The sequence below is a fragment of the Mesobacillus maritimus genome (assembly GCF_044803185.1).
Taxonomy (GTDB): Bacteria; Bacillota; Bacilli; order Bacillales; family Cytobacillaceae; genus Mesobacillus_B; species Mesobacillus_B maritimus_B.
Map to the genome: position 1 here is coordinate 670781 of NZ_CP085225.1, position 23000 is coordinate 693780.

Consider the following 23000-nt stretch of genomic DNA (forward strand, 5'->3'; position numbering starts at 1 on the left):
TGGTTCGTTCGGAGCAAAGGGAAAAGTAAGATAATTTTAGATTCATCACTCCAACGTGCCTAAAGAGAGGAGTTCACCGATAAAAAGGTAACGCAGGGGTTTCCAGCGTGCCCAAAAAGAGGAGGACATCGAAAAAAGGGAACACTGGAGATATGGGTCACCAAACCAGATCACCAAACGCACTATATTACAGAACGTGCATTCGTATTCGCAGAATGGTAAAATAGAGAAAAAGGTTGGGAAAGGGTTTAAAATGAAAAAGGTGAAATTTTTACATTGTGCGGATCTCCATTTGGATAGTCCGATGAGCGGTTTAAAATACTTGCCTGAAGAGATTTTTCAAAGGCTGCAGAATAGTACTTTCAAAGCGCTTGGCAATATTACCGATTTAGCTATAAGCATGCAAGTAGACTTTGTTCTAATTGCTGGAGATATATTCGATGGGGAAGACCGTAGTCTCCGAGCGCAGGCAAGATTCCGAAAGGAAATGCTCAGACTGAACCAAAATGGGATTCAGGCTTATATCATTCACGGAAACCATGACCACCTTGGTGGAACATGGACCAAAATGAACTGGCCAGAAAATGTACATGTCCTTGGAGCAGATGTTGAGGTGAAGAAATTCTCAAAGCTGGATGGAACGTCTGCTCACATATATGGATTTAGTTATCCTGAAAGGCATGTGACAGAGCGTTGGGTAGAGAAGTACGTAAAGAAAACTGGGGCTGATTTTCACATTGGTCTTCTGCATGGTCATTTCGAAGGGTTAAGTGAACATGGCATGTATGCACCCTTCCGCCTTTCGGAGTTGCTTCAAAAGCAATTCGATTACTGGGCCCTTGGACATATTCATAAAAGGGAAGTACTAACCGCTGGGCCACCAGTCATTTATTCAGGAAATCCTCAAGGAAGAAATCGAAAAGAAAATGGCGAAAAGGGATGTTACCTAGTTTCATTGTCTGAACGTGGTGCAGAGTACGAGTTTAAAGAAACCAATGATGTTATATGGCTTGATAAAACGTTGGATGGTTCAAAGGTTTCCAGTGTAGGTAGCCTATTTGATCTATGCCAAAATGCGGTAAAGGAGAATCGAATAGATGGAAAAGGGGTTGTTCTGACACTCGAAATTGCTAATCTTAATCAGTTCCAAACAGGGTCTTTGCCTCAGGGAGTTGTTCTAGAATTACTCGAAACCCTTCAAGAGCACGAATCCGAAGAACAAGATTTTGTCTGGACTCGAGATATTAAGCTTTCAGTAACAACCCAGTATAATCGGTCTCAACTGTCTGTTCAGGGAGATTTTTTTAATGAACTATTCACCGCTATTGACGATTTTGAGCATTGGGAAGAAGCACTTTCACCATTATATGGTCACCATTTAGCGAGAAAGCATCTAAGCGAACTAGAAGAACAAGAGAAAGAAAGTCTACTTATAGAGGCAGAAAATAAATTGCTACAGCTTCTTAGCCAAGAATAAGGAAAGGCGGCAATTCACTATGCATTTGAAAGAGTTACATATTTATGGCTATGGAAAGCTTGAAAATATAAAAATAACCAACCTAGAAAACTTACAGGTGTTTTATGGTGAAAACGAAGCGGGAAAATCAACGATTATGTCTTTTATTCATAGTATACTGTTCGGTTTTCCGACAAGACAGCAATCAGAGCTTCGTTATGAGCCAAAGAAGAGTTCTAAGTATGGGGGACTCATTAAAGCTTCTTTTAAAGATAAAGGGCTGGCTGTTATCGAGAGGGTTAAAGGAAAGGCTGCTGGCGATGTAACAGTTACGTTGGAGGACGGCTCAGTTGGCGGAGAAGAGCTGTTGACTGAGTTACTTAATGGAATGGACAAGGGGACCTTCCAATCTATTTTCTCCTTTAATTTGCATGGGTTACAGAACATTCACCAACTTAAAGGAGAAGATCTAGGAAGATATTTATTTTCAGCTGGAGCTCTAGGTACTGAAAAATTAGTAAGTACAGAGAAGGTTTTACAGAAAGAAATGGAGCAGCGTTTTAAACCTGGTGGAAAAAGGCCAGAGCTAAATGAAAAGCTTGTTGAGATTCGTAAAGTTTACGATGCATTAAAAAAAGCTGAGAAAGAAAACACAGAGTATGAAGAACTTCTTAGCGTGAAAAAGGAAACAACCAGCAAGCTGAAAGACCTTTCAGAGGAACTTGAGGATATTGAAGAGCAAGTATATAAGTTAAGAGAGCTAGAGCGAGTGCTGCCACTCATAATGGAGGAGAAACAGCTGGAGCATGAGCTGCAAGCTACTGGTGACTTGTCTCATCCTGCTGACGGACTAATACGGTTTGAACGCATTCGTGATCGACAAAAGCCTGTAGAAACCCGAATTTTATGGCTTACTGAGCAAAGGGCAGTACTATCTACCGAGGCTGAAAAACTTAAGCCAGATAAAAACCTGCTAGCGCATGAAACTGAGGTTACAGCTCAGCTGGAGGAGCTTCCGATTTATCACCAAATTCGTGCGGAAAAGGAAAAAATACAGCAAAGGATAGAAGAGTTAGACGAAGAAATTGAACAAATCAATGACCAGCTTCATACCCAATTTAATGAAACCAGTATTTCATTAGTAAATACTAGCGTAATGATGAAGGAGAAGGCAGAGGAAATTCAACTGAAACAACAACAGCTAAGGGAGCGAAAGCTGACCCTAGATGAAAACTTTCATGATGAAAAAATGGCTGTGGAGGAGCTTGAAAAGTCCTTTGAAGAAGTCAAACAGGAACTTCTTGATAAACAGGTAAAAGCAAAGCTAGTTAAACAGCTTCAGACCATTGAGCAACAGGAAAAAATTGAAGCAGAGCTACAAGCCATTAAAGGGCAGGTAACTCTTTTTAACACCCAACAAATGTCTGCGCATAAGCAAAAGAAGGTTGAGCAGAAACGTCAAGGTTTGTTTATGCTCATGCTAGGGGTGATTTTTGTTTCGCTAGTTGTAAGTGGGTATTTGACGACCCAGTGGATATTAATGCTTGCTGGGGGTGTCGGCTTTGTCCTTACTCTGTTGATGTATTTCCGTTTTAAACCTGCCCAATCTGAAGGAATCAACGGCGGAAACCTTGAAACCCTAAAGGAACGAGAACAAGAGTTAAAGACGGAATTACAGGATACAACAGGGTTAAATGCTGACTATGTACGAGTAACGATTGAAAAGGACGAAGAAAACCGTAAGAAATACTATGACCTTGCAGCAAGGATTGACCAGCAAAATATTCGATACGAGCGAGTGATTCAGGCTTTTGAAAACTGGGAAAAAGAGTCAAGGGAAATAGATGGGGAGCAGAAGGAGTTAGCGTCTAGTTTACTTTTGCCAAAGGAATTAGCTAAGGGAAAAATCTATGAGGCAGTTTTGCTAGTAGAGAAACTGAAGCATCGGTTTAGAGAAAGAACTCGGTTAGAAAAGAGAATTTCAGATCTTCAAATTCAGCAGCAAACACTGGTACAAAAATTTCAAGATATGGCTGAACAGTTTTTACAGCTAGCTAATGTTCAGACTCAAGAAGTGGCAATTTTATTAAGAAAGAAACTTCGAGAAGAGATTGATAAACAAGGGAAATATCGTGGAATCACCACTAAGTTAAACGAGATAAATGAAGAATATGCCCAACTAGAAAAAGAGTTGCAGCAATTTAAGGCTGAGGAAGAAAAGTTATTTGAGCTCGCCCAGGTAGAGGACGAGGAGGCCTTCCGGATAAAGGGCCTGAAAGCTGAGCAGGTTGCCAAATGGAAAGCTAGGCTTACTGATATCTCCTTGCAGTTAGAGACTGCGGAAATTTCGAAGTCAGATCGGATAGAGGTCCAACAAGGAAAGAAGCTTAATGAGGAACTTCAGCGAGCATTGAAGAAGGTAGAGGAATATAAAAAAGAACAAAGCCATCTCCGGGATCAACTTGCAGATATCAAACATCGAATGGGGTTACTAGAAGAAGGTGGCCTTTACGCCGATTTATTGCATAGGTACCGGCAAATGAAGTATGAATTTGAAGAAGAGTCAAAGGAATGGGCAAAATACGCCTTAGCAAGGGAAATCTTGTCCAAGACAGTTGAAAGGTATAAGACAGAAGCATTGCCGAAACTCCTTGCAATGGCAGGGAAGTACTTCAATATCTTAACAGATGAGGAATATCTGCGAATTATCCCACAAGAAAGTGGGAGCGGATTTTTAATTGAACGAAACGACCACACTTTGTTTGAGGCAGATGAGCTAAGTCAGGCGACTGCTGAACAGGTTTATGTTTCGTTAAGGTTAGCGTTAATAGCCACGTTGCTTTCTCGATACCCTTTTCCAATTATTATAGATGATAGTTTTGTAAATTTTGATGAAAAGAGAGCAAAGCGAGTATTTACTTTGCTTCGGAGTTTTTCTGATAACCAAATTTTGTTCTTTACTTGCCACAATTCCATCCTTCATCATTTTAAAGCAGATGAAACAATTAGACTTAATCAGAATCCTGTTCAAGAAAAAATTGGATAGGAAATCCTATGTGATTCTTGTTAAATCGAAGAGCTAGAATGGTATGATATAATTTTCAAAGGGAAGGGGAGGAAGGCTTGTGAGCAAAGGAATACTTGATTTTGGTGTCGGGGAACAAGTTGATAAGTTCCTACTTATAAAAAGTTCAACAAAAGGAATTGCGAGTAACGGGAAACCGTTTTTGACATTAATGCTTCAAGACCAAAGTGGTGATATTGAGGCAAAACTGTGGGATGTTTCTGAAACAGATGAAAGTACTTATAGTTCGGAAAGCATTGTTAAGGTTTTAGGAGATATCCAGAATTACCGAGGGAGAATGCAATTGAAACTCAGGCAAATTCGCCCGGCTACGGCTGCGGACCCAGTTCAAGTGAGTGATTTTCTAGAAACTGCTCCTGTTGGGAAAGACCTAATGTCCTCTAAGATTACTCAATATATCTTTGAGATGACTAATCCAAACATCCAACGAATTACAAGACATTTATTAAAGAAGCATCAGAATGCGTTCTATGAATATCCAGCAGCAACGAAAAACCACCATGAATTTGTCTCAGGACTGGCTTATCATGTTGTTTCGATGCTGGATTTAGCCAAAAGTATTTCAGAACTTTATCCAAGTTTAGATAAGGATTTGCTTTATGCGGGAGTAATCCTTCATGATCTCGGAAAGGTTCATGAGCTTTCAGGCGCTGTCGCGGCAACATATACAGTCGAAGGAAATCTTTTGGGGCATATTTCCATCATGGTTAATGAAATAGGGAAAGCAGCTGAGGAACTAGGTATATCCGGAGAAGAAGTGATGGTTCTTCAGCATATGGTGTTGAGTCATCATGGAAAAGCGGAATGGGGAAGTCCAAAGCCACCACTCATTAAAGAAGCGGAAATTCTTCATTATATTGATAATTTGGATGCGAAGATGAATATGTTGGACAGGGCATTAACAAGGGTTAAACCTGGTGAATATACGGAAAGGGTATTTGCATTGGATAACCGTGCCTTTTATAAACCAAGTTTTCATAAATAATTTGTAGTGCAGAAAAAAGGCCTTTATATAAGGTCTTCTTTTTTTTGTCATACTTCTAAACCAAACTTCATAAATTTAATAGAAAATAGGACAACCATATTATGCTGTGATGGGAGGATGGAAATATGACTGTTCCAATTTGGGTATTTGCTGTAGCTGCAGGAATTATGATCAGTGCCTTTATGGCCATTAAGAGTGGCAGAGAAGATCGACAGCAGGAAATGGAAATCATTGAGCGTGAAGGTGAGATATATATGGATAGGCTAGAAAAAGAGAAAGAGAGACGACAAGGATCTTTAGGTACTTAAATAGTTCTCTAAATGCAAATAAAAAGCTCGCCAATCGGCGAGCTTTTTATTGTTTTCCCGAAAAGAACACCCGTGCAGGCCGAAGCCCGTCTTTAGACATGGGATGAATTTTCGGTTGGCGGTAGCCAAAATGATTGGATAAATAGGAGGTTCTAGCAGGAAGAAACGTCTGCTAGGTAAAATCTTCAACGTTAGTGCTACTAAAAGTATCCACGCAAGAAGCTTAACTGCAAAGTAGGGAGCGTAGCAAGAGCAGTACAAAAGCAGTCCCTAACGCATTTGCTGATGGATAGAGGGCGTAGTGTCCCGCCCACTAATGTTAAGCATCGTTTAAATTTGATACATTAGAAGCTCGTCACTTCAGTGATGAGAGGTTCATTTAGTGCGCCCAGCATGGGTCCAGTCTATAGGGTGCAAGTCCCGAACTGTGAAGGCAGAAGTAGCAGTAGCTTAACGCAAGGGTGTCCGTGGTGACGCGGAATCTGAAGGAAGCGAGCGGCAAACCTCCGGTCTGAGGAACACGAACTTCATATAAGGCTAGGTATCATTGGATGAGTTTGCTAAACAAAACAAAGTCCTTTCTGCCGAAGGTGATACAGAGTAAATGGAGCAGATAGATGGAGGGAAAGACTGTACTCTTACCTGGGGAGGTCTGGCTGGAAAGCCGAGCACACTCGGTAAACTACTCTGAGAAGAGTAGCTGAGCAGTCAGAAGTCAGCAGAGGTCATAGTACTTGACTAGCTATAGATAGTTAAGGAAGGACTGAACATTTAGGAAGAATATACACTAGGCGTTCACTGGTTATGATGATACAGACAATCCATTAATGGACTTACTTGAAGGAGGACGTGGTGAATTCCACTGGGGACTTTAAGAGGGTGGAATAAGCAGTGGCACAATCAGAACGTATATTCACGAGAAAGGATTGTATCGGAATGATGGAACGACTACTGTCGCGGGAAAATCTACTTTCGGCATTAAAACGAGTCGAAAAGAATAAGGGTAGCCACGGTGTAGATGAAATGCCTGTAAAATCCCTACGAGCGCATCTTCTACAAAACTGGCAAGAAATCCGAAATTCAATAGAGACTGGAACTTATGAGCCTATGCCAGTCAGACGTGTCGAAATCCCGAAACCGAATGGCGGCATACGTTTATTAGGAATTCCTACCGTGACAGATCGTTTGATTCAACAAGCGATAGCCCAAATATTAACCCCAATCTATGACCCATCCTTTTCCGAAAATAGCTACGGGTTCAGACCTAGAAGAAGAGCACATGACGCTGTTAGGAAAGCAAGGACATATATAGAAGAGGGCTATAGATGGGTAATAGATATGGATTTAGAAAAGTTCTTCGACAAAGTAAATCACGATATGCTTATGGGACTCTTGGCGAAAAGAGTTAAAGATAAGACGCTTCTAAAGTTAATTAGAAAATACTTAGAATCGGGAATTATGATAAACGGAGTGGAGATTATCAGTGAAGAAGGAGTTCCTCAAGGTGGACCACTTAGTCCACTATTGTCCAATATTATGCTAGATGAACTCGACAAGGAACTAGAGAGAAGGGGACATAAATTTGTCCGTTACGCAGATGACTGTAATATCTACGTTAAAACCAAGAAAGCAGGTTTACGTGTTAAAAGCTCTATAACTGCCTTCATTGAGAAGAAACTCAAGCTAAAAGTGAATGAGGGGAAAAGTGCAGTAGAACGACCGTGGAAACGAAAGTTTCTTGGATTTAGCTTCACATCACACCGGAATCCTAAAATCCGTATCGCAAAAGAGAGTATAAAGAGAGCTAAAAATAAAATAAAAGAACTGACATCAAGGTCGAAATCCATCTCAATAGAATTACGCATTGAGAAATTAAATGAATACCTTGTAGGTTGGTGCGGATATTTTGCGTTGGCCGATACGCCAACTCCCTTTAAACAACTAGATGAAACAATTCGAAGAAGACTTCGGATGTGCCTGTGGAAACAATGGAAACTACCTAAAACCAAAGTAAAAAGGCTCATTTCTTTAGGAGTTCCAAAAGAAAAAGCCTTTGAATGGGGAAATTCACGTAAGAAATACTGGCGCATTTCTAATAGTCCTATTTTAAACACAACGCTTAATTTAGAATTTTGGCGAAAACATAAGCTGAAAAGTCTAGTAAATAGATACAATTACTTACGTCATACTTAAGTGAACCGCCGTATACCGAACGGTACGTACGGTGGTGTGAGAGGTCGGGGGTTAGTCACCCCCTCCTACTCGATTAGATAAATCCTTCAACGCTTTCGCAAATCAGGGATTCCGCTTTTCTTTTAGGATTGAGTTTCCAAGACGCCCTCAAGGTCCTTATCTTTGATATCAACCTTTGCATCTTTAAGTTCTTGCTGAAGGGATTCTTGTAGGGTTGCGGAATCAACCTTGGCCAATTTTAATTCATACTCAAGATCTTCACGCATTTCCTCAAAAGATTCTTTTTCTTTTTTCTCTGTTACCTTGATGATATGCCAGCCATGTTGGGATTCAACTGGGTCACTAATTTCATTTACTTCTAATGCATACGCTACTTCTTCAAATTCAGGAACCATTACTCCTTTACCAAAGAAGTCAAGGTCGCCTCCTTTTGCAGCTGAGCCTGGGTCATTTGAATGCTCCTTTGCAAGCTCCTCAAAATCTTCACCAGCATCAAGCTTGGCCTTAATATCTTTAGCAGTAGCCTCATCCTCGACAAGGATATGACTTGCGCGAATTTCAGGTGTATATTCTTCGTATTTTTCTTGAACCTCTTCTTCAGTCACTTCAACATCTTTTAACGCAGCCTTTTCAACTAGCAACTGATCTCTGAGGAGGTCTCTTAGAGCTTCCTCATCCTTAAGCTGGTTTTGTTGTAAAACAAGTTCGAAGTTTTCACCATATTGTTCCTTCATTTCATTTATTGCCTTGTCAAGTTCTTCATCTGTTACCTCATACTTTTCTGAAAGAACTTTTCTGTACAATAGCTGTTGCAGAGCAGCTTCTCCTACCTGCGTCTTCATTTCCTCGTATAACTCATCTTTCGTTATATTGCCTGCCGTGGATTCGACAATTACTTCAGAATTTTCGTTTCCGTTACATGCCGCTAACGATAAAACCCCAGCTGCAAGGGTTAAAGGTAATAACCATTTTTTCACTCAGAACAACTCCTAAAAAAATTCTAGTGGGCTTCAATCCACAAGATTTACTATAACACAAAGTTATGTTGTAACAAAAAGATTATTTATAAATTTTACCATTAAAGCATTAGGCATATGTCCAACCAGATAAAGAACAGTCCACATAGGATAATCGTGTAAAGAGATAAAGGAGGTAATGTTAGATGGGCCACTATAATTCAGGTTTTGCGTTAATCGTAGTGCTGTTTATTTTGTTGATTATTGTAGGTTCGGCCTTCGTTTAATTAAACAGAAAATCAAGTTTAGCAGGGTATATGCCCATGCGAACGAAGGATGAGCTGAATAGGATATTTTATCAACACTGGAAGGAGGTGTCAGTATGGGTGCAGGATACGGTGCAGGTTTTGCGTTGATCGTGGTACTTTTCATTCTGTTGATTATTGTAGGTGCAGCTTGGCTATAAAAAGCGAGCAGCATTAACAGAAATGAACGGAAAAAAGCGGTGAGGGGTTTCCTCACCGCTTTTAGTGTGCGAATAAAATTTCTACATATGACGAGATTAACAGAATCGTCACAAGAATATTGATAGTTTGAAAAACCTTTGGTTGACGCTCTTCAGGTATTTCCTTTTGGACACAGAGGGAATCAGTTAACTTGTTTATAATGAGGAGGATAATGCCAGCATATAAAAGGAACACAATAAAGATGGAGATCATCCAAGAATCCCTCCTTTTGTAGTAGATTAAAATGTATAAAAGTTCTTTTCTGGAGAAATGTCCAGCTACAGCGCCTAATGAAAAACGGACGCTTACACATTATTATGCTTAGTATGCTATTTACAATATCAAATCTTTATAAAAAAAGATAGTTTTTTATACTAAAAGAAATCCTTCATAAGGTGTTTTTATCACCTATTGGAGGAGAATAATGGTAATATATGTTCAAGAAAGTATATGTAAAAGGGGCTAGAATCATGAAATTTGAAGAAATTACTGAAAAAATAAAAATGCTGGAGTTCCACCAAAACCTGCTCTTGCAGATGGTCGAAGGCACCAGTCTGAAATTTTACTATTTAATGATTAAAAAATCTCTAACCCAAACAGAAATGGACGATATATTACAATTTTGTGAAAACATGAGCATGGAGTTAAAAAAACAGAAAGCGGAAGGGTTTGTATACTTTCATCCGCTTTTTAATGAATTTCGTTCCTTTTTACAACCCAAGCTTGAGGCAGAGGAAGTCATTGCCGCTTGTTTAGAGCAGGGACTTTTTATTCCATTGATGCAAGAATTAAAGAAATACTCTAAGAATTAAACGGGCTCTTTTTCACCAGTTTCTTTTGCTCGGAGTTTTCCTTCTTCCTCGACAAATTTAGTATCGATATTGGTGAAAGATTTTTCAAAGATTTCCATAAACTCATCCCCGTAGATATTCCGAACGATTGCCATAATTTCAATGATGTCCGGAAATTTCCCGTATAGTTCCTTTAATGGAAGGGTACCTGAAAAAACGACATTATTATCAGGGTCAAAACTATCCATTAAGCCTAATAATACAGCCTCTCCCTGTTCCGTAAGCTGGACATAAGTATTACGTTTATCATTCTCCTTTTTGGAGAATTGCAGCAAACCTCTTTCCTCTAGCTTTTTAGAGAAATTGAACGCCGTAGAGACGTGCATTACACCGAACTTAGCTACATCTGAAATCGATGCACCGTTCAAGTGATAGGCAATCCACAAAATATGATGCTCATTGATGTTTAGATCATATGGTTTAATCCACTGTTGCCAATCTTTCTCTATCGACTTCCAAAGAGCTTTACTCAGTTGTGCAATCCTTTGGCTGAAAATCAGTGCTTCTTTCATTGAATAAGTTTTTTCTGTCATCCCCATACTCACCCACTTTTAAAAAAATGTATCTATTAACATTATGCCAATAAAACAATAAATAATAAAGCTAAATTTCTAAATTTTTGAAATATTTTTTGTTGTATCCTAACCTGAAATGAACGGAACTGTCAATGACAAACCTCACTTTTATTTATAATTCTGTTTTTATAGTGAAAAATCCTTCTCTATATAAGAGAAGGAGAAGAATTTCATGAATGATTAGGATGAGTGGAGAAGCTCTTTTCTAATTCCTCAAGCGTTTGTTCTAATTCTTTAAGCTCTTTTGCTAGCTCTTGCTTAATGGGAGCAGTCTCTGTTTCCCATTCATTTAAAGCAAGTTTAATGTCCCGAATAAAATCAGCAAAAACCGTTTTAGCCTCTATAGAAGCAGCAGAAGCAGAGTCTTTTATTTCTAAAAGACGTTCTTTTATATCTTGTAATTCAGCTATTGCTATATTCTTGTTTGTTGCAATTTTATTACGGGTTTCCCTTCCTGGAGCTGGGGCAGAGAGTAATGTGGCAATCCCTGCAATGGCTCCGCCAGCTAGAAAACCTAAAAACAAAGATTTCCCATTCAATGTCATCACCTCTTCAGTGGTTTTTAAACTAATCTTTTCTATTTGTTTACAAATAGTCCTGTATACCTTATTTGTTTTCCAAATATACATAATCTAACACGCTTGATATGAAATCTTATGTATTCAGAATATTTTGTTTGGAATAAGGAGGTAGGAATGAAAATATTCACGGTATTGCTATTCACCTGTAGTTTAGCATCCTTTTTGGCGATGTTCCATCATTTATTCATGTTGCAACGACCAGGGATTTATCCTTCTAAGAGAGTCGTTAAACAAAGGGCGGGTGTGTTTGCTTCTACGGGAGCCGGCTTGCTCGTACTTGGAATGATATTTTCATTATTTACCTAATGTCAAATGACGGAAACAGATGCATCTTTAAGAGATTACTGTACAAAAAAAGAACCCGCAAGTGGCGGGTTCTACACAAAAGCATTAATGTGTTGCTACAAGATTTGTTCTTCTGAGGATGGTTAACGCGACTGGGAACAGGATCACCATGAATACAGTATTGAAGGCGATAGCTGGAAGTACAGCTAATGTAAACATACCAACAAATGCTCCAGGCAATCCAACGATAAAGTACGCTGATGTTAGGAATATCGTTCCTGAAACAAGGGTTCCTACAGCGGTTAAAACGGCCGCATTGACGACTGAGCCCTGATACTTCTTAAAGACCGTTAATAATCCGAAAAAGATAAAGGCTGTGAGCAGTTTGTCAATAAGGTTTGGAATTTGACCTCCTGGAAAGCCAGTTGTCATTGCTGACAAGATTCCAGTCACAAGACCGACTAATAAGATATTTTTTTTCTCTGGAAAAAGTATAATCCCTAAAAACATCATGGTCAGCATCATATCAGGCTTCATTCCAAGAACAAACGGCGGTACAACAGCGTGAAGCACAACGCCCATCCCCATTAAAAGTGCAAGTGCAACAAGATTCTTTGTATTCATTTCTCATCTCTCCTCTGCTATTCTAGCTAACTATTTTCCCTCTCCTGCAGTGCTCTAGTGCCTACAGCGAAAGGTTGCTATCATTATAGCATATTAAAATCAACGGTAAACTGTTAACTTTCAGTTAGCGCGTTCTGAATTCCTTCATGAATTGTGCTAACTTTTCGACATGCTCTAGTGGGATAGCATTGTAGATTGATGCACGGCAACCGCCTACAGAACGATGGCCATTAAGGCCTATAAATCCAAGTTCTTTCGCTTCAGCAAGGAAGGCGTCCGTCAATTCTTTGCTATTTAAGGTGAAGGTTACATTCATAAGTGAACGACTATTTTTATTTGCATGCCCATTATAGAAACCGTTACTTCCGTCAATCTCATGATAAAGTAGCTCGGCTTTTTGTTGATTGATTTTTTCTAGTGCCTCGGCACCACCAAGTGAATCAGCCCATTCAAGCACAAGCTTTAACAAATAGACAGCTAGTGTTGGTGGAGTATTATAAAGAGATTGATTGCTAGCATGTGTACGGTAATCTAGTATACTAGGTAGGCTATCCTTTGAGCGTTCTAACAAGTCCTTTTTGATAATTACGACCGTGACACCAGAGGGGCCGAGGTTCTTTTGGGCACCAGCATAAATCAAACCATAAGAATTAACATCAATTGGTCGGCACAAAATATCACTCGACATGTCTGCGACAAGTGGAATAGAAAGATTCTTTGGTGTTTCGTGCCACTGGGTACCGTAAATGGTGTTATTTGATGTAATATGAAGGTAAGAACCATTTTCTAAAGAGCTTAAATCCTTTATATCTGGAATTGTGGTATAGTTGTTGTCTTTTCCAGAAACAACTGATTCAGCATCGCCAATTTTCTTCGCTTCTTTAAGGGCTTTTTCAGACCAAGATCCTGTTAAGGCGTAATACCCCTTTTTTCCTTCTTCCAACAAGTTCATTGGCACCATTGCAAATTGTAGGCTTGCCCCTCCCTGTAAAAAAAGAATTTCATAATCATTAGAGATGTTTAGAAGCTTTCGAAGTAATGCTTGTGCTTGATTATTGATTTCTTCATAAGGCTTGCTTCTGTGACTCATTTCCATCACATTCATACCTGTTCCGTTGTAATTAAGCCATTCTTTTTCTGCTTTTTTTAGCACATCTTCAGGTAAAGCAGTAGGCCCAGCGTTAAAATTAAAGGCGCGTTTCATGATATTCCCCCTAGATTTTTTCTGTAGTACAGTGATGAGATAAAATTTTTAATCAATACTACCAGATATTCGGGAAAATTTCTATTTTTCAGAAAGAAAAAAATAAAAAAAACTTCTGCAAGAAGCAGAAGTTAAAGTTTATGGTTAATATCAGAGGCGATTTTTTGTAAATCTTCTGGAGTGTATTGGCTATTATTGGTTTTCCAAACGGCTCCAAAACCATCTCCCTCACCATAACGAGGAATAAGGTGCATATGAAAGTGAAAGACAGACTGACCAGCGTGTTCACCGGTGTTACTCAAAACATTTAATCCAATTGGATCATACGCCGCTTTGATGGCATTCGCAATCTTTGGTACTTCTTTAAAAAGAGTAGAAGCAATTTCATCAGTTAATTCATAGACATTTTCTTTATGTACCTTTGGAATGACTAGGGTATGTCCTTTGGTGACCTGACCGATATCTAAAAAGGCAAAGACATGCTCATTTTCAAATACTTTAGCACTTGGAATCTCACCATTAATAATCTTGCAGAAAATACAATCAGACATTTTGACCATCCTTTCATTTAACATCTTTTTTTGTCATTTTATCACAATAATCAAATAAACTTAAACAAGCCTTACATTCATCCAACAAAAAGGACAGGATTCATATTAGAATCCTGTCCCTGAAGGGGAAATCTTGCTTCATTCACTTATGCCTTCAATATATGCCTTTAGTGACAATCTGCAGGTATACCTTTGATAAACACCTCATTTTTTAATGTGATGTGTCTAAAAACGGACCTGTGTTCAATCGAACCATCCCCTGTTCTTTATAGTTGATTACAACGTATAAAGCGGATGTGTGTCTTCGGCAAACACCTCATTTAAAGTGTGTTTTTTATAAGCTTTGGTATGCAAGAACTTTGTCCAATGCTACCAGCCCCTTGAAGGTTAGTCGAAGCGTTTTAAACATCGAATAAATTGTCTTTAACAGACACCTCATTTCGAGTGATTAACTGTTTCCCCTTCAATAATTATCATGCCCCTACTTTCGGAAAATATAATCCCTTTTTAAAAAATTTTTTAATTCGTTGGGGATTTGTTAAAATATTAATTAAAAGTACGAGTGGAAGGACGTTGCCCATGGCTTTATTAGAGATAAAAAATATTACAGGTGGATACACGAAAAATCCGGTGTTAAAAGATGTCAGTTTTGAAGTAGAGTCTAATGAGATGGTTGGCTTAATTGGGCTAAATGGAGCTGGGAAGAGTACCACCATTAAGCATGTAATTGGTTTGATGGAACCCCAAAAGGGTGAGATTAGAATTAATAACCGGGCCATCAACGATGGGCGTGAACAATACCGCAAGCAGTTTACTTTTGTTCCGGAAACCCCTATCCTTTACGACGAATTGACTCTAGAGGAGCATTTGAAAATAACGGCAATGGCATATGGAATAGAGGAGTCGGTATATAAGGAGCGAATAGGGAAGCTTCTAAAAGAATTCCGTATGGAAAAAAGGCTCAAGTGGTTTCCTGCTCATTTCTCTAAAGGGATGAAGCAAAAAGTCATGATTATGTGTGCATTTCTAGTACAGCCTTCTCTTTATATAGTAGACGAACCATTCGTCGGTCTTGATCCATTAGGGATTCAATCTTTACTGGATTTAATGAACAAAATGAAAGAAAATGGAGCAGGTATTTTGATGTCTACTCATATCCTTGCTACTGCAGAGCGGTATTGTGACCGTTTTGTCATCCTACATGAAGGAGCAGTTCGTGCAAAAGGGACCCTAAAGGAGCTGCAAACTCAATTTGGGATGCCAGGAGCAACCCTTGATGATCTATATATTCAGCTTACAAAGGAAGAAGATTATGTTTAATGCGCAAGAGCTATGGAAGGAACGGTTTGGGTTATTTGTAAAAGAGACCAGCCGCTATTTACGGTATATCTTTAATGGCCATCTAGTCATTGTATTCTTATTTTTACTAGGGACAGCAGGGTTTTATTATCAAGAATGGATAAAGACCCTCGGTCCAGAATTTCCGGCTGCAATCATCATGGCTGTGTTGCTTGCTCTCGTGCTTACCTATAGTCCAACATTAACCTTTTTATCAGAAGCGGATAAAATCTTTCTATTGCCATTAGAAACAAAATTAGGGGATTATTTTAAACGTGGAATGATCTTAAGCCTTGTTCTTCAGTCCTATTTGCTGCTAATCATTTTGGCTTTGGTTATGCCAATGTATGTGAAGGTAACAGGGACAAGCTTTAGTATTTTTATTCCTTATCTGATTTTATTGGTGGTTATGAAAGGCTTAAACCTTCTAATTCGCTGGAAAGTGGAATATGACATTGATTCCTCAACGCATAAAATAGATTCTACCGTAAGGTTTTTTGTCAATGGTGTGATGCTTTATTTATTGTTCTCTGGGGCTAATCTAATCCTTATTGCTGTTCCCACTCTGGTATTGGTTCTCTTGACTATTTTTTACCATCGGCAGGCGAAAGATAAGGGCTTGAAATGGGAACATTTAATTGAGCAAGAAGAAAAACGGATGGGAGCTTTTTACCGAATTGCCAATCTGTTTACAGATGTTCCTAAGTTAAAGGATCAGGTGAAGCGGAGAAAGTGGTTGGATATGTTTCTGGGGAATGTTTCATTCAGCCAAAAGAATACATTTTCTCATATTTACTTAAGGACCTTTTTTCGCTCAGGGGATTATTGGGGGCTTTTTCTAAGGTTAACGATTATTGGAGCCATTGCGATTTATTTTCTGACATACGGACCAGGTCAAACAATCCTTGCTCTGCTATTCCTATATCTAACAGGTTTTCAACTTTTACCGTTATGGAACCATCATCAACATAAACTATGGTTGGATTTATATCCAGTAGGAATAACGGCTAAAGAAAAGGCATTTACGAAGCTGTTAACAATGATTATGGTCATTCAGACTGGGGTTTTTGGATTGGTAATTTTAGTGAAACAAGATCCTTTAACAGCTGGATCTACTGTTATTCTAGGTCTCGTCTTTACCCTTGCTTTTGTCCACTTATATAGTAAAAAAAGAAGACAAGTGTAATAAGTATCCTTTTCAGCTATAGAGTCAATGCTGAAAAGGATTTTTTTATATTTGTGAAACTATCTGAAAAATTGCACGTATGGATAAATAGATGGAGGGAAAGCGAATGAATGAATACGAGCTTAGAGTATATGATGAGATAATTGAATGGAAACGAAAACTAAAGAAGCGCTCTAATATGTTGGCAAGGGCCTCAAAGAGGGTGCAATCGAAAGTAAACGAGATGATTCCTGAAAAAGTTCATCAAGTGATGACCGATGCTATTAAGAATATGGTAAAAGCTACACTAACAGGTTCAAATTATACGACGAAGAGGAACCAAGGATCTGGGCTAACCTTACAACAAAAGGATGAGCTGCTAACTGAGAAGCTTACTTCCTACCGTAAGACAGCGATGGTTGAAGGAGCAGGAACAGGTGCTGGTGGGTTGTTCTTGGGCCTGGCTGATTTCCCACTATTGTTATCGATAAAAATGAAGTTTCTTTTTGAAGCGGCCTCAATATATGGATATGATTCCTCTAGTTATGAGGAAAGGTTATTTATTCTCCATGTATTCCAGCTTGCTTTTTCAAGTGACCAAAAACGCCAGGAAACTCTAGCAATTATTGATGATTGGGAGTCGCGTAAGCAAGTTTTAATAGAGATGGACTGGAAGGAGTTCCAGCAAGAATACCGGGACTACATTGATTTGGTCAAAATGGCACAACTAGTTCCCGGCATTGGAGCCGTGGTAGGAGCCTATGCAAATTATAATCTTCTTGACCAACTTGGAGAAACCGCTAGAAATGCGTATCGGCTAAGGCTCCTTAAGACACCGCCATTGAGTTAATGAGTAGAAGTAAAAAAAGTTCCAATCACTCGATTGGAACTTTCTTAAATTATCCGTACTATTCATCGTTATACATAATCAATCTTGAGAATTTAACGCGGCCATTCCGAGTGTTTTGGCTGCTATAAGCATGGCCCTTTCGTTAATCTCAAACTTTGGGTGATGATGTGGATAAGGCTGGGAAACACCTTCAGGCTGTGCTCCTGTAAAGAAGAAGCTCCCCTTTACATGCTGGAGATAATAGGCAAAATCTTCACCAGCCATGTCTGGTTCCATTTCCTCCACTTTTTCTACATCAGGTACTTGGCCAGCAGACTCGACTACGATTCCGGTTTCGGCAGGGTGGTTGACTACTGCTGGATATCCGCGGAAATACGTAAATTCATAGGTGCAGTCATTTGCATAGCAGGTACCTTTTATCACCTTTTCCAACTCTTCCTCAATTAAGTTACGGCTTTCTTCACTAAAAGTTCTTGCTGTCCCAATAAGCCTCACCTTGTCGGCAATGACATTAAAGGCATTTTCAGCTACAAACGATCCGACACTTACAACCGCGGGGTCAATCGGTTTTATTCTACGGCTGACAATTTGCTGAAGATTCATAACAAATTGCGAAGCAGCAACAATGGTGTCTTTTGTTTTATGAGGCTGAGCACCATGACCACCCTTTCCTTGCAGCGTTACTTCAAACCGATCCGCTGCTGCCATGAATGGACCGACTCTGTAATGAACCGTTCCTGTTGGAACCGTTGCCCATAAATGTGTTCCATAAATAAAATCCACTCCATCAAGACAACCGTCTTCAATCATTGCTTTTGCTCCACCAGGGGCGTACTCTTCTGCGTGTTGATGAATCATCACATATGTACCTGAAAGCTCTTCTCTCATTTCATGCAAGGCCTTAGCTAAAACAAGAAGGGTTGCGGTATGGCCATCATGTCCGCAAGCGTGCATAACACCAGGAACAAGTGATTTATAGGGGACATCGTTTTCTTCTTGAATGGGCAAAGCGTCAAAGTCAGCACGAAGAGCAATGGTTTTCCCAGGCTTGCCGCCATAAATTTTAGCAACCACACCATTCCCGCCTACATTCCCTCTAACTTCAACCCCTAGTTTCTCATAGTAGGCTTTGATGTAGTGGGCAGTCTGGACTTCCTGGAAAGACAACTCAGGGTGCTGGTGAAAGTGTCTCCTGATTTCAACCATTTCATTAAATGAGCTTTCTAGCTTATTAAATAAAGTTTCTTTCAAAACTGAACCTCTCCCTTCGAGTTGTCTATTAATTTAAACTATTATAACATTTTGATTTGTTTTTTATATAATAAGAGGCTGCTAAGCAACATGTCGCCAAAAAAGAGGAGGTAGATGACCTCCTCTTTGAAACGTTATTCTTCTTGGGCTATACTATACGTTGTAAGATATGAAGGTCCTGCAAAAATGGCAGCTGACTTAGCCCCACTGCTTCCTTCATTTTTCTTATGGGCTTTTAGAAAGGAGTCTGATGACTTCCAGTTCACAAATGCTTGTTTATTTTCCCAAAGTGTCAAAATCACATAAGTATTTGAAGATTGAGGTCGTAACACCCGAATGGCGACAAAGCCAGGTTGATGTTCAATCTTTCGTTGGCGGTTTGTAAATTGATATTCAAACAAGGGTTTACCCTCGTCTGTGACGGGAATATTGTTCATTACTACAAAGGTTGCTTTTTCAAATGACCCCAAGGAGTCAATGACCTCATATTTTCGGGGGTGATTAAAAAGGGTGTTCGAGCTTGTCTCGTGAAGGATAACTGCTGAAAATTCATCTTCTGATTCCGTCAATAACAACATGTTTTCACCAGGATGCTTATTTTTAAGCTTTGTCAAATAATCAATGGTTCCTGACGTAATATAAAAATTCAATTGATCACCTCTAAATTGTTTTTTATTTAATATTAACAATAAATTCGTATGTGTATCAAAAGGTATGAGTGGGGAAAGATGCGACAAAATCGTCATTTTTATGACATTTCGGCATTCGACATCCATTACATAGAAAAAACGGATATAGTGTATATAGCATAATTTATGTTTTTCGTTATTAAATTTCAAAAGATAAAATGATAAATGATGTACCTGAAAGGTGGAGCACTTTTAATGACAAAAATAATCAACGATACTTTTTTAAGAGCAGCTAGAGGAGAAAAGACAGATCATGTTCCAGTATGGTACATGCGTCAAGCGGGTCGTTCACAACCCGAATACAGAGCAATTAAAGAGAAGTATTCTTTATTTGAAATCACTCACCAGCCGGAGCTGTGTGCCTATGTAACTAGACTCCCTGTTGAGCAATATAATGTAGATGCTGCCATCCTATATAAAGATATTATGACGCCGCTTCCAGCAATAGGCGTAGATGTTGAAATTAAGGCAGGTATTGGACCTGTGATCTCTAATCCTATTCAAGCATTAGCTGATGTGGAAAAACTCGGCGAAATCCACCCTGAAGAGGATGTTCCGTATGTAATGGAAACCATTAAACTGCTTACCGAAGAGCAGCTTTCCGTGCCGTTAATCGGCTTTTCGGGAGCCCCTTTTACTCTTGCAAGCTACATGATTGAAGGAGGGCCTTCTAAAAATTACAATAAAACAAAGGCATTTATGTATTCTGAGCCTAAAGCTTGGTTTGCTTTAATGGACAAGCTAGCAGATGTGGTCATCACTTATGTGAAGTCACAGATTAAAGCAGGAGTGAAGGCTATTCAGATCTTCGATTCATGGGTGGGAGCTTTAAATGTTCAAGATTACCGTTATTACATTAAACCAATCATGCATCGAATTTTCTCAGAATTAAAAGATGAGAATGTTCCGCTTATCATGTTTGGAGTTGGAGCTAGTCATTTAGCAAAGGAATGGCATGACCTGCCACTTGATGTAGTTGGGCTAGATTGGCGGATGCAAATAAAAGAAGCGCGTGACCTTGGTATCCATAAGACCATTCAGGGAAATCTGGATCCTGCTATCCTTCTTTCACCTTGGGAAGTCATTGAGGAAAGAGCTAAAGCAATTCTTGATCAAGGCATGGAGCAGCCAGGTTACATTTTTAACTTAGGTCATGGGGTGTTCCCTTCTGTAGATCCGGCAACATTGAAAAGATTAACAAGCTTTATCCATGAGTACTCAGCTGAGAAATTAAGAGGGTAAACTTTTATTTTATTTGTCCTGGAAGTAAAGATATTGGCAAGTTAGACGATATTTTGGCAAAATAGTATTTGTCAGCTAAAAAGCACTTGGAGGAAAGAGTATGACAATGACAGAATATTTATGTCATTGTCATTGTCTTTTGTTGGTCCAGGTGTTGCCGCTTTACAGTATATTTACAGTCAAAAGAGGTGCAATGATGTCAAAAAAGAAAATGGGTTTGCTTGTAATGGCCTATGGAACTCCTTATAAAGAGGAAGATATAGAAAGGTACTATACGCATATTCGTCATGGACGGAAGCCTTCTGAAGAATTACTTGAGGATCTCAAGATGAGGTATGAAGCAATCGGGGGGATTTCTCCGCTTGCCCAGATTACTCGTGACCAGGCAGAGAAACTTGAGGAGCGATTAAACTCCATCCAAGACAAATATGAATTTAAAATGTATCTTGGATTGAAGCATATTGAACCATTTGTTGAAGATGCAGTAAAACAAATGCATGAAGATGGTATCGAAGAAGCGGTAAGCATCGTGCTAGCACCACATTTCTCTACATTTAGCGTAAAATCTTATAATGGACGTGCTCAAGCGGCTGCGACTGAACTTGGGGGTCCCAACATTGTATCCGTTGAAAGCTGGTATGATGAGCCTAAGTTTATTCAATATTGGGTAAACCGAGTAAGCGAAACATTTGATAGCATGCCATCCGATGAAAAGGAAAAGGCCGTCCTGATAGTTTCAGCGCACAGCCTTCCTGAAAAAATACTTCAATCTGGTGATCCGTATCCAGAGCAGCTCCAAAAAACAGCTGATTTGATTGCAGAGGGTGCCAAAGTCAAGAGCTACGCAGTAGGCTGGCAAAGCGCAGGTCAAACACCAGAGCCTTGGCTTGGACCAGATGTACAAGATTTAACAAGGAGCCTTTATGAGGAGCATGGTTATAAGGCCTTCGTTTATGTACCAGCGGGATTTGTTGCCGAACATCTAGAAGTGTTATATGACAATGATTACGAATGCAAGGTTGTGACCGAAGAAGTCGGTGCAAGCTATTATCGCCCCGAAATGCCTAATGCTCAGCCAGAATTCATAGATGCTCTAGCAACAATCGTGTTAAAGAAGCTTTCATAGTTTAAAATCACCATCAAAAAGCCTTCCAATTAAAAGGAAAGAAGCCAGCCGTAGTTAAACGGCTGGCTTCTTTTTGGTTAAAGTTAGTAGGTTTTTAGTGCTTTCCAGGGTCCATGCAGTTATCACATTTGCTTCCATAACATTCATGCAGTTCATCTATTTCTTTTCCACATTCCACGCACTTTTTAGCCGGTAAATTACGGAAGAACTCAACGATATTCTCAAGCATTCTGATAACCCCCATAGTTTTTTTGTGTTTATTTATTAAGTTGGTTTCATTGTATTATAACAGTTTGGTTTGTGTCAATGGTTGTTTTATAACAAAACGTAAAATATGAAAAAATGGGCAAAATGAAGTATAGTTGAAAATGGACTAATGACTTAGGAGGAATCACAATGAAGCTTACTGTTATCGGATGTTGGGGCGGCTATCCGAGTAAGAATGAAGCGAGCTCAGGTTACCTTTTAGAACATAATGGTTTTAATGTGTTGATTGATTGTGGAAGTGGAGTTTTATCTAAGCTACAGAATTTTATCCAACCAGAAGAAATAGACGCACTATTGCTTTCACATTACCATCCTGATCATAATGCTGACATAGGAGTACTCTATCATGCTCGTTTAATCAAAGGGTTCTTAGGCACCAAACCTCCAGAACTTCCTATATACGGACATAATTTAGACCAACGCGAATTTGCAAAGCTTACATATAAAAATATCACAAAAGGAATTGCCTTTAACCCTGATCAACCCTTAGAAGTAGGTCCATTTAAGATTACATTTCTGCGGACTGTTCATCCTGTGCCGTGCTTCGCAATGCGGATTGAAGTAGACGGTAAAGTACTCGTTTACACAGCGGATACTGCTTTTAAAGATGAATTTATTTCATTTGGAGAAAATGCAGATTTGCTGGTATGTGAATGTAATTTTTACGGAAACCAAAGTGGCAAAGGTGCCGGTCATATGAATAGTTTTGATGCGGGAAATTTTGCTGAAGCAGCAGCTGTAAAACAGCTATTGCTTACCCATTTACCACATTATGGCCAGCTTAACCAGCTAGTTGAGGAAGCGAAACAAAAATATAGTGGGCCAACTCAATTAGCGAAGGAAGGTCTAACGATTACGCTTTAAAAAAGGCTTTTTCGTAAAGTTTGTTGTTAAAATTGTAAAAATCTTAAA

25 protein-coding genes are annotated in these 23000 nt (G+C 39.2%); 15 read left to right on the forward strand and 10 right to left on the reverse strand.

Translation table 11 applies throughout. The annotated features are described in order from the left end of the window. The first annotated feature begins 253 nt into the window (after positions 1-253). The 5 genes from LG336_RS03270 to ltrA all read left to right on the forward strand — a co-directional run bounded on the left by LG336_RS03270 (position 254) and on the right by ltrA (position 8027). Positions 254-1477, forward strand: coding sequence for an exonuclease SbcCD subunit D (locus LG336_RS03270; RefSeq protein WP_404331127.1), 1224 nt, complete (start codon positions 254-256; stop codon positions 1475-1477). 19 nt (positions 1478-1496) lie between these two features. Beyond that, complete coding sequence (locus tag LG336_RS03275; RefSeq protein ID WP_404331128.1) at positions 1497-4502, forward strand: AAA family ATPase; 3006 nt, start codon at positions 1497-1499, stop codon at positions 4500-4502. A 79-nt stretch (positions 4503-4581) separates the two neighbouring features. Then, on the forward strand, positions 4582-5526 hold the full coding sequence (yhaM, locus tag LG336_RS03280; RefSeq protein ID WP_404331130.1) for a 3'-5' exoribonuclease YhaM: 945 nt from the start codon (positions 4582-4584) through the stop codon (positions 5524-5526). Positions 5527-5651: 125 nt separating this feature from the next. Continuing rightward, positions 5652-5834, forward strand: coding sequence for a sporulation YhaL family protein (locus tag LG336_RS03285; protein WP_404331131.1), 183 nt, complete (start codon positions 5652-5654; stop codon positions 5832-5834). 936 nt (positions 5835-6770) lie between these two features. Then, positions 6771-8027 carry a group II intron reverse transcriptase/maturase gene (gene ltrA / locus LG336_RS03290; protein ID WP_404333086.1) on the forward strand — a complete coding sequence of 419 codons (1257 nt, stop codon included), beginning with the start codon at positions 6771-6773 and terminating at the stop codon, positions 8025-8027. Between the two features lie 122 nt (positions 8028-8149). Here the strand turns inward: ltrA and LG336_RS03295 are convergent, their stop codons facing one another. After that, a complete protein-coding gene (locus LG336_RS03295; protein WP_404331132.1) occupies positions 8150-9004 on the reverse strand; it encodes a peptidylprolyl isomerase in 855 nt (284 codons plus the stop codon). A 185-nt stretch (positions 9005-9189) separates the two neighbouring features. On the opposite strand from LG336_RS03295, the gene LG336_RS03300 reads away from it, so the two are divergent. Both LG336_RS03300 and LG336_RS03305 read left to right on the forward strand, forming a co-directional pair. Next, positions 9190-9270 (forward strand): YjcZ family sporulation protein, encoded by an 81-nt coding sequence (locus LG336_RS03300; protein ID WP_090746482.1) that lies wholly within the window; start codon positions 9190-9192, stop codon positions 9268-9270. A gap of 95 nt (positions 9271-9365) precedes the next feature. Beyond that, positions 9366-9449 carry a YjcZ family sporulation protein gene (locus LG336_RS03305; protein ID WP_090746485.1) on the forward strand — a complete coding sequence of 28 codons (84 nt, stop codon included), beginning with the start codon at positions 9366-9368 and terminating at the stop codon, positions 9447-9449. Positions 9450-9510: 61 nt separating this feature from the next. Here LG336_RS03305 and LG336_RS03310 read toward each other — a convergent pair whose 3' ends face one another. Beyond that, a complete protein-coding gene (locus LG336_RS03310) occupies positions 9511-9702 on the reverse strand; it encodes a hypothetical protein (RefSeq protein ID WP_404331133.1) in 192 nt (63 codons plus the stop codon). A gap of 257 nt (positions 9703-9959) precedes the next feature. Here LG336_RS03310 and LG336_RS03315 point away from each other — a divergent pair, with 257 nt between their 5' ends. After that, entirely contained in the window at positions 9960-10301 is a 342-nt protein-coding gene (locus LG336_RS03315) for a DUF1878 family protein (RefSeq protein ID WP_404331134.1), read from the forward strand. On the opposite strand, the gene LG336_RS03320 is transcribed toward LG336_RS03315, so the two are convergent. Together LG336_RS03320 and LG336_RS03325 are read right to left on the reverse strand one after the other, a co-directional pair. Beyond that, positions 10298-10873, reverse strand: a complete 576-nt coding sequence (locus LG336_RS03320) for an HTH-type transcriptional regulator Hpr (protein ID WP_404331135.1) — start codon at positions 10871-10873, stop codon at positions 10298-10300. The genes LG336_RS03315 and LG336_RS03320 overlap by 4 nt on opposite strands. Positions 10874-11085: 212 nt before the next feature. Next, complete coding sequence (locus LG336_RS03325; protein ID WP_404331136.1) at positions 11086-11454, reverse strand: YtxH domain-containing protein; 369 nt, start codon at positions 11452-11454, stop codon at positions 11086-11088. A gap of 156 nt (positions 11455-11610) precedes the next feature. Between LG336_RS03325 and LG336_RS03330 the strand changes: the two genes are divergently transcribed. After that, positions 11611-11802: a hypothetical protein gene (locus LG336_RS03330; protein WP_404331137.1), complete on the forward strand. Its 192-nt coding sequence runs from the start codon at positions 11611-11613 to the stop codon at positions 11800-11802. Positions 11803-11886: 84 nt separating this feature from the next. On the opposite strand, the gene LG336_RS03335 is transcribed toward LG336_RS03330, so the two are convergent. From LG336_RS03335 to LG336_RS03345, 3 genes are all read right to left on the reverse strand, one after another. Next, positions 11887-12405 carry a tryptophan transporter gene (locus LG336_RS03335; protein WP_404331138.1) on the reverse strand — a complete coding sequence of 173 codons (519 nt, stop codon included), beginning with the start codon at positions 12403-12405 and terminating at the stop codon, positions 11887-11889. A 124-nt stretch (positions 12406-12529) separates the two neighbouring features. Beyond that, positions 12530-13609, reverse strand: a complete 1080-nt coding sequence (gene serC, locus LG336_RS03340; protein ID WP_404331139.1) for a phosphoserine transaminase — start codon at positions 13607-13609, stop codon at positions 12530-12532. Positions 13610-13740: 131 nt separating this feature from the next. Further along, a complete protein-coding gene (locus LG336_RS03345; RefSeq protein WP_404331140.1) occupies positions 13741-14160 on the reverse strand; it encodes an HIT family protein in 420 nt (139 codons plus the stop codon). A gap of 579 nt (positions 14161-14739) precedes the next feature. Between LG336_RS03345 and LG336_RS03350 the strand changes: the two genes are divergently transcribed. From LG336_RS03350 to LG336_RS03360, 3 genes are all read left to right on the forward strand, one after another. Further along, the gene (locus tag LG336_RS03350) at positions 14740-15480 is read left to right on the forward strand and encodes an ABC transporter ATP-binding protein (protein WP_404331141.1); all 741 of its coding nucleotides are present in this window, start codon (positions 14740-14742) and stop codon (positions 15478-15480) included. Next, the gene (locus LG336_RS03355; protein WP_404331142.1) at positions 15437-16684 is read left to right on the forward strand and encodes an ABC transporter permease; all 1248 of its coding nucleotides are present in this window, start codon (positions 15437-15439) and stop codon (positions 16682-16684) included. The genes LG336_RS03350 and LG336_RS03355 overlap by 44 nt, the downstream gene beginning before the upstream one ends. Before the next feature lie 106 nt (positions 16685-16790). Further along, a complete protein-coding gene (locus tag LG336_RS03360; RefSeq protein WP_404331143.1) occupies positions 16791-17513 on the forward strand; it encodes an EcsC family protein in 723 nt (240 codons plus the stop codon). A 78-nt stretch (positions 17514-17591) separates the two neighbouring features. Here LG336_RS03360 and LG336_RS03365 read toward each other — a convergent pair whose 3' ends face one another. After that, positions 17592-18764: a M20 family metallopeptidase gene (locus tag LG336_RS03365; protein WP_404331144.1), complete on the reverse strand. Its 1173-nt coding sequence runs from the start codon at positions 18762-18764 to the stop codon at positions 17592-17594. A gap of 134 nt (positions 18765-18898) precedes the next feature. After that, on the reverse strand, positions 18899-19414 hold the full coding sequence (locus LG336_RS03370) for an antibiotic biosynthesis monooxygenase family protein (protein ID WP_404331145.1): 516 nt from the start codon (positions 19412-19414) through the stop codon (positions 18899-18901). A gap of 234 nt (positions 19415-19648) precedes the next feature. On the opposite strand from LG336_RS03370, the gene hemE reads away from it, so the two are divergent. Both hemE and hemH read left to right on the forward strand, forming a co-directional pair. Then, entirely contained in the window at positions 19649-20695 is a 1047-nt protein-coding gene (hemE, locus tag LG336_RS03375; RefSeq protein WP_404331146.1) for a uroporphyrinogen decarboxylase, read from the forward strand. 196 nt (positions 20696-20891) lie between these two features. Then, positions 20892-21821, forward strand: coding sequence for a ferrochelatase (gene hemH, locus LG336_RS03380; protein WP_404333087.1), 930 nt, complete (start codon positions 20892-20894; stop codon positions 21819-21821). A 94-nt stretch (positions 21822-21915) separates the two neighbouring features. Here the strand turns inward: hemH and yhfH are convergent, their stop codons facing one another. Then, positions 21916-22050, reverse strand: a complete 135-nt coding sequence (gene yhfH, locus LG336_RS03385; protein WP_404331147.1) for a protein YhfH — start codon at positions 22048-22050, stop codon at positions 21916-21918. Positions 22051-22217: 167 nt separating this feature from the next. On the opposite strand from yhfH, the gene LG336_RS03390 reads away from it, so the two are divergent. Further along, positions 22218-22952 carry an MBL fold metallo-hydrolase gene (locus LG336_RS03390; protein ID WP_404331148.1) on the forward strand — a complete coding sequence of 245 codons (735 nt, stop codon included), beginning with the start codon at positions 22218-22220 and terminating at the stop codon, positions 22950-22952. Positions 22953-23000: the final 48 nt, after the last annotated feature.

Bases quoted from the DNA above. Each gene is read 5' to 3' on its own strand.
- LG336_RS03345 (WP_404331140.1), bottom strand. From the start codon at position 14,160: ATGTCTGATTGTATTTTCTGCAAGATTATTAATGGTGAGATTCCAAGT.
- ltrA (WP_404333086.1), top strand. From the start codon at position 6,771: ATGATGGAACGACTACTGTCGCGGGAAAATCTACTTTCGGCATTAAAA.
- serC (WP_404331139.1), bottom strand. From the start codon at position 13,609: ATGAAACGCGCCTTTAATTTTAACGCTGGGCCTACTGCTTTACCTGAA.
- LG336_RS03310 (WP_404331133.1), bottom strand. From the start codon at position 9,702: ATGATCTCCATCTTTATTGTGTTCCTTTTATATGCTGGCATTATCCTC.
- yhfH (WP_404331147.1), bottom strand. From the start codon at position 22,050: ATGCTTGAGAATATCGTTGAGTTCTTCCGTAATTTACCGGCTAAAAAG.
- LG336_RS03335 (WP_404331138.1), bottom strand. From the start codon at position 12,405: ATGAATACAAAGAATCTTGTTGCACTTGCACTTTTAATGGGGATGGGC.
- LG336_RS03305 (WP_090746485.1), top strand. From the start codon at position 9,366: ATGGGTGCAGGATACGGTGCAGGTTTTGCGTTGATCGTGGTACTTTTC.
- LG336_RS03315 (WP_404331134.1), top strand. From the start codon at position 9,960: ATGAAATTTGAAGAAATTACTGAAAAAATAAAAATGCTGGAGTTCCAC.
- LG336_RS03270 (WP_404331127.1), top strand. From the start codon at position 254: ATGAAAAAGGTGAAATTTTTACATTGTGCGGATCTCCATTTGGATAGT.
- LG336_RS03355 (WP_404331142.1), top strand. From the start codon at position 15,437: ATGATCTATATATTCAGCTTACAAAGGAAGAAGATTATGTTTAATGCG.
- hemE (WP_404331146.1), top strand. From the start codon at position 19,649: ATGACAAAAATAATCAACGATACTTTTTTAAGAGCAGCTAGAGGAGAA.
- LG336_RS03330 (WP_404331137.1), top strand. From the start codon at position 11,611: ATGAAAATATTCACGGTATTGCTATTCACCTGTAGTTTAGCATCCTTT.
- hemH (WP_404333087.1), top strand. From the start codon at position 20,892: ATGTCAAAAAAGAAAATGGGTTTGCTTGTAATGGCCTATGGAACTCCT.
- LG336_RS03300 (WP_090746482.1), top strand. From the start codon at position 9,190: ATGGGCCACTATAATTCAGGTTTTGCGTTAATCGTAGTGCTGTTTATT.
- LG336_RS03350 (WP_404331141.1), top strand. From the start codon at position 14,740: ATGGCTTTATTAGAGATAAAAAATATTACAGGTGGATACACGAAAAAT.
- LG336_RS03275 (WP_404331128.1), top strand. From the start codon at position 1,497: ATGCATTTGAAAGAGTTACATATTTATGGCTATGGAAAGCTTGAAAAT.
- LG336_RS03360 (WP_404331143.1), top strand. From the start codon at position 16,791: ATGAATGAATACGAGCTTAGAGTATATGATGAGATAATTGAATGGAAA.
- LG336_RS03320 (WP_404331135.1), bottom strand. From the start codon at position 10,873: ATGACAGAAAAAACTTATTCAATGAAAGAAGCACTGATTTTCAGCCAA.
- LG336_RS03285 (WP_404331131.1), top strand. From the start codon at position 5,652: ATGACTGTTCCAATTTGGGTATTTGCTGTAGCTGCAGGAATTATGATC.
- LG336_RS03390 (WP_404331148.1), top strand. From the start codon at position 22,218: ATGAAGCTTACTGTTATCGGATGTTGGGGCGGCTATCCGAGTAAGAAT.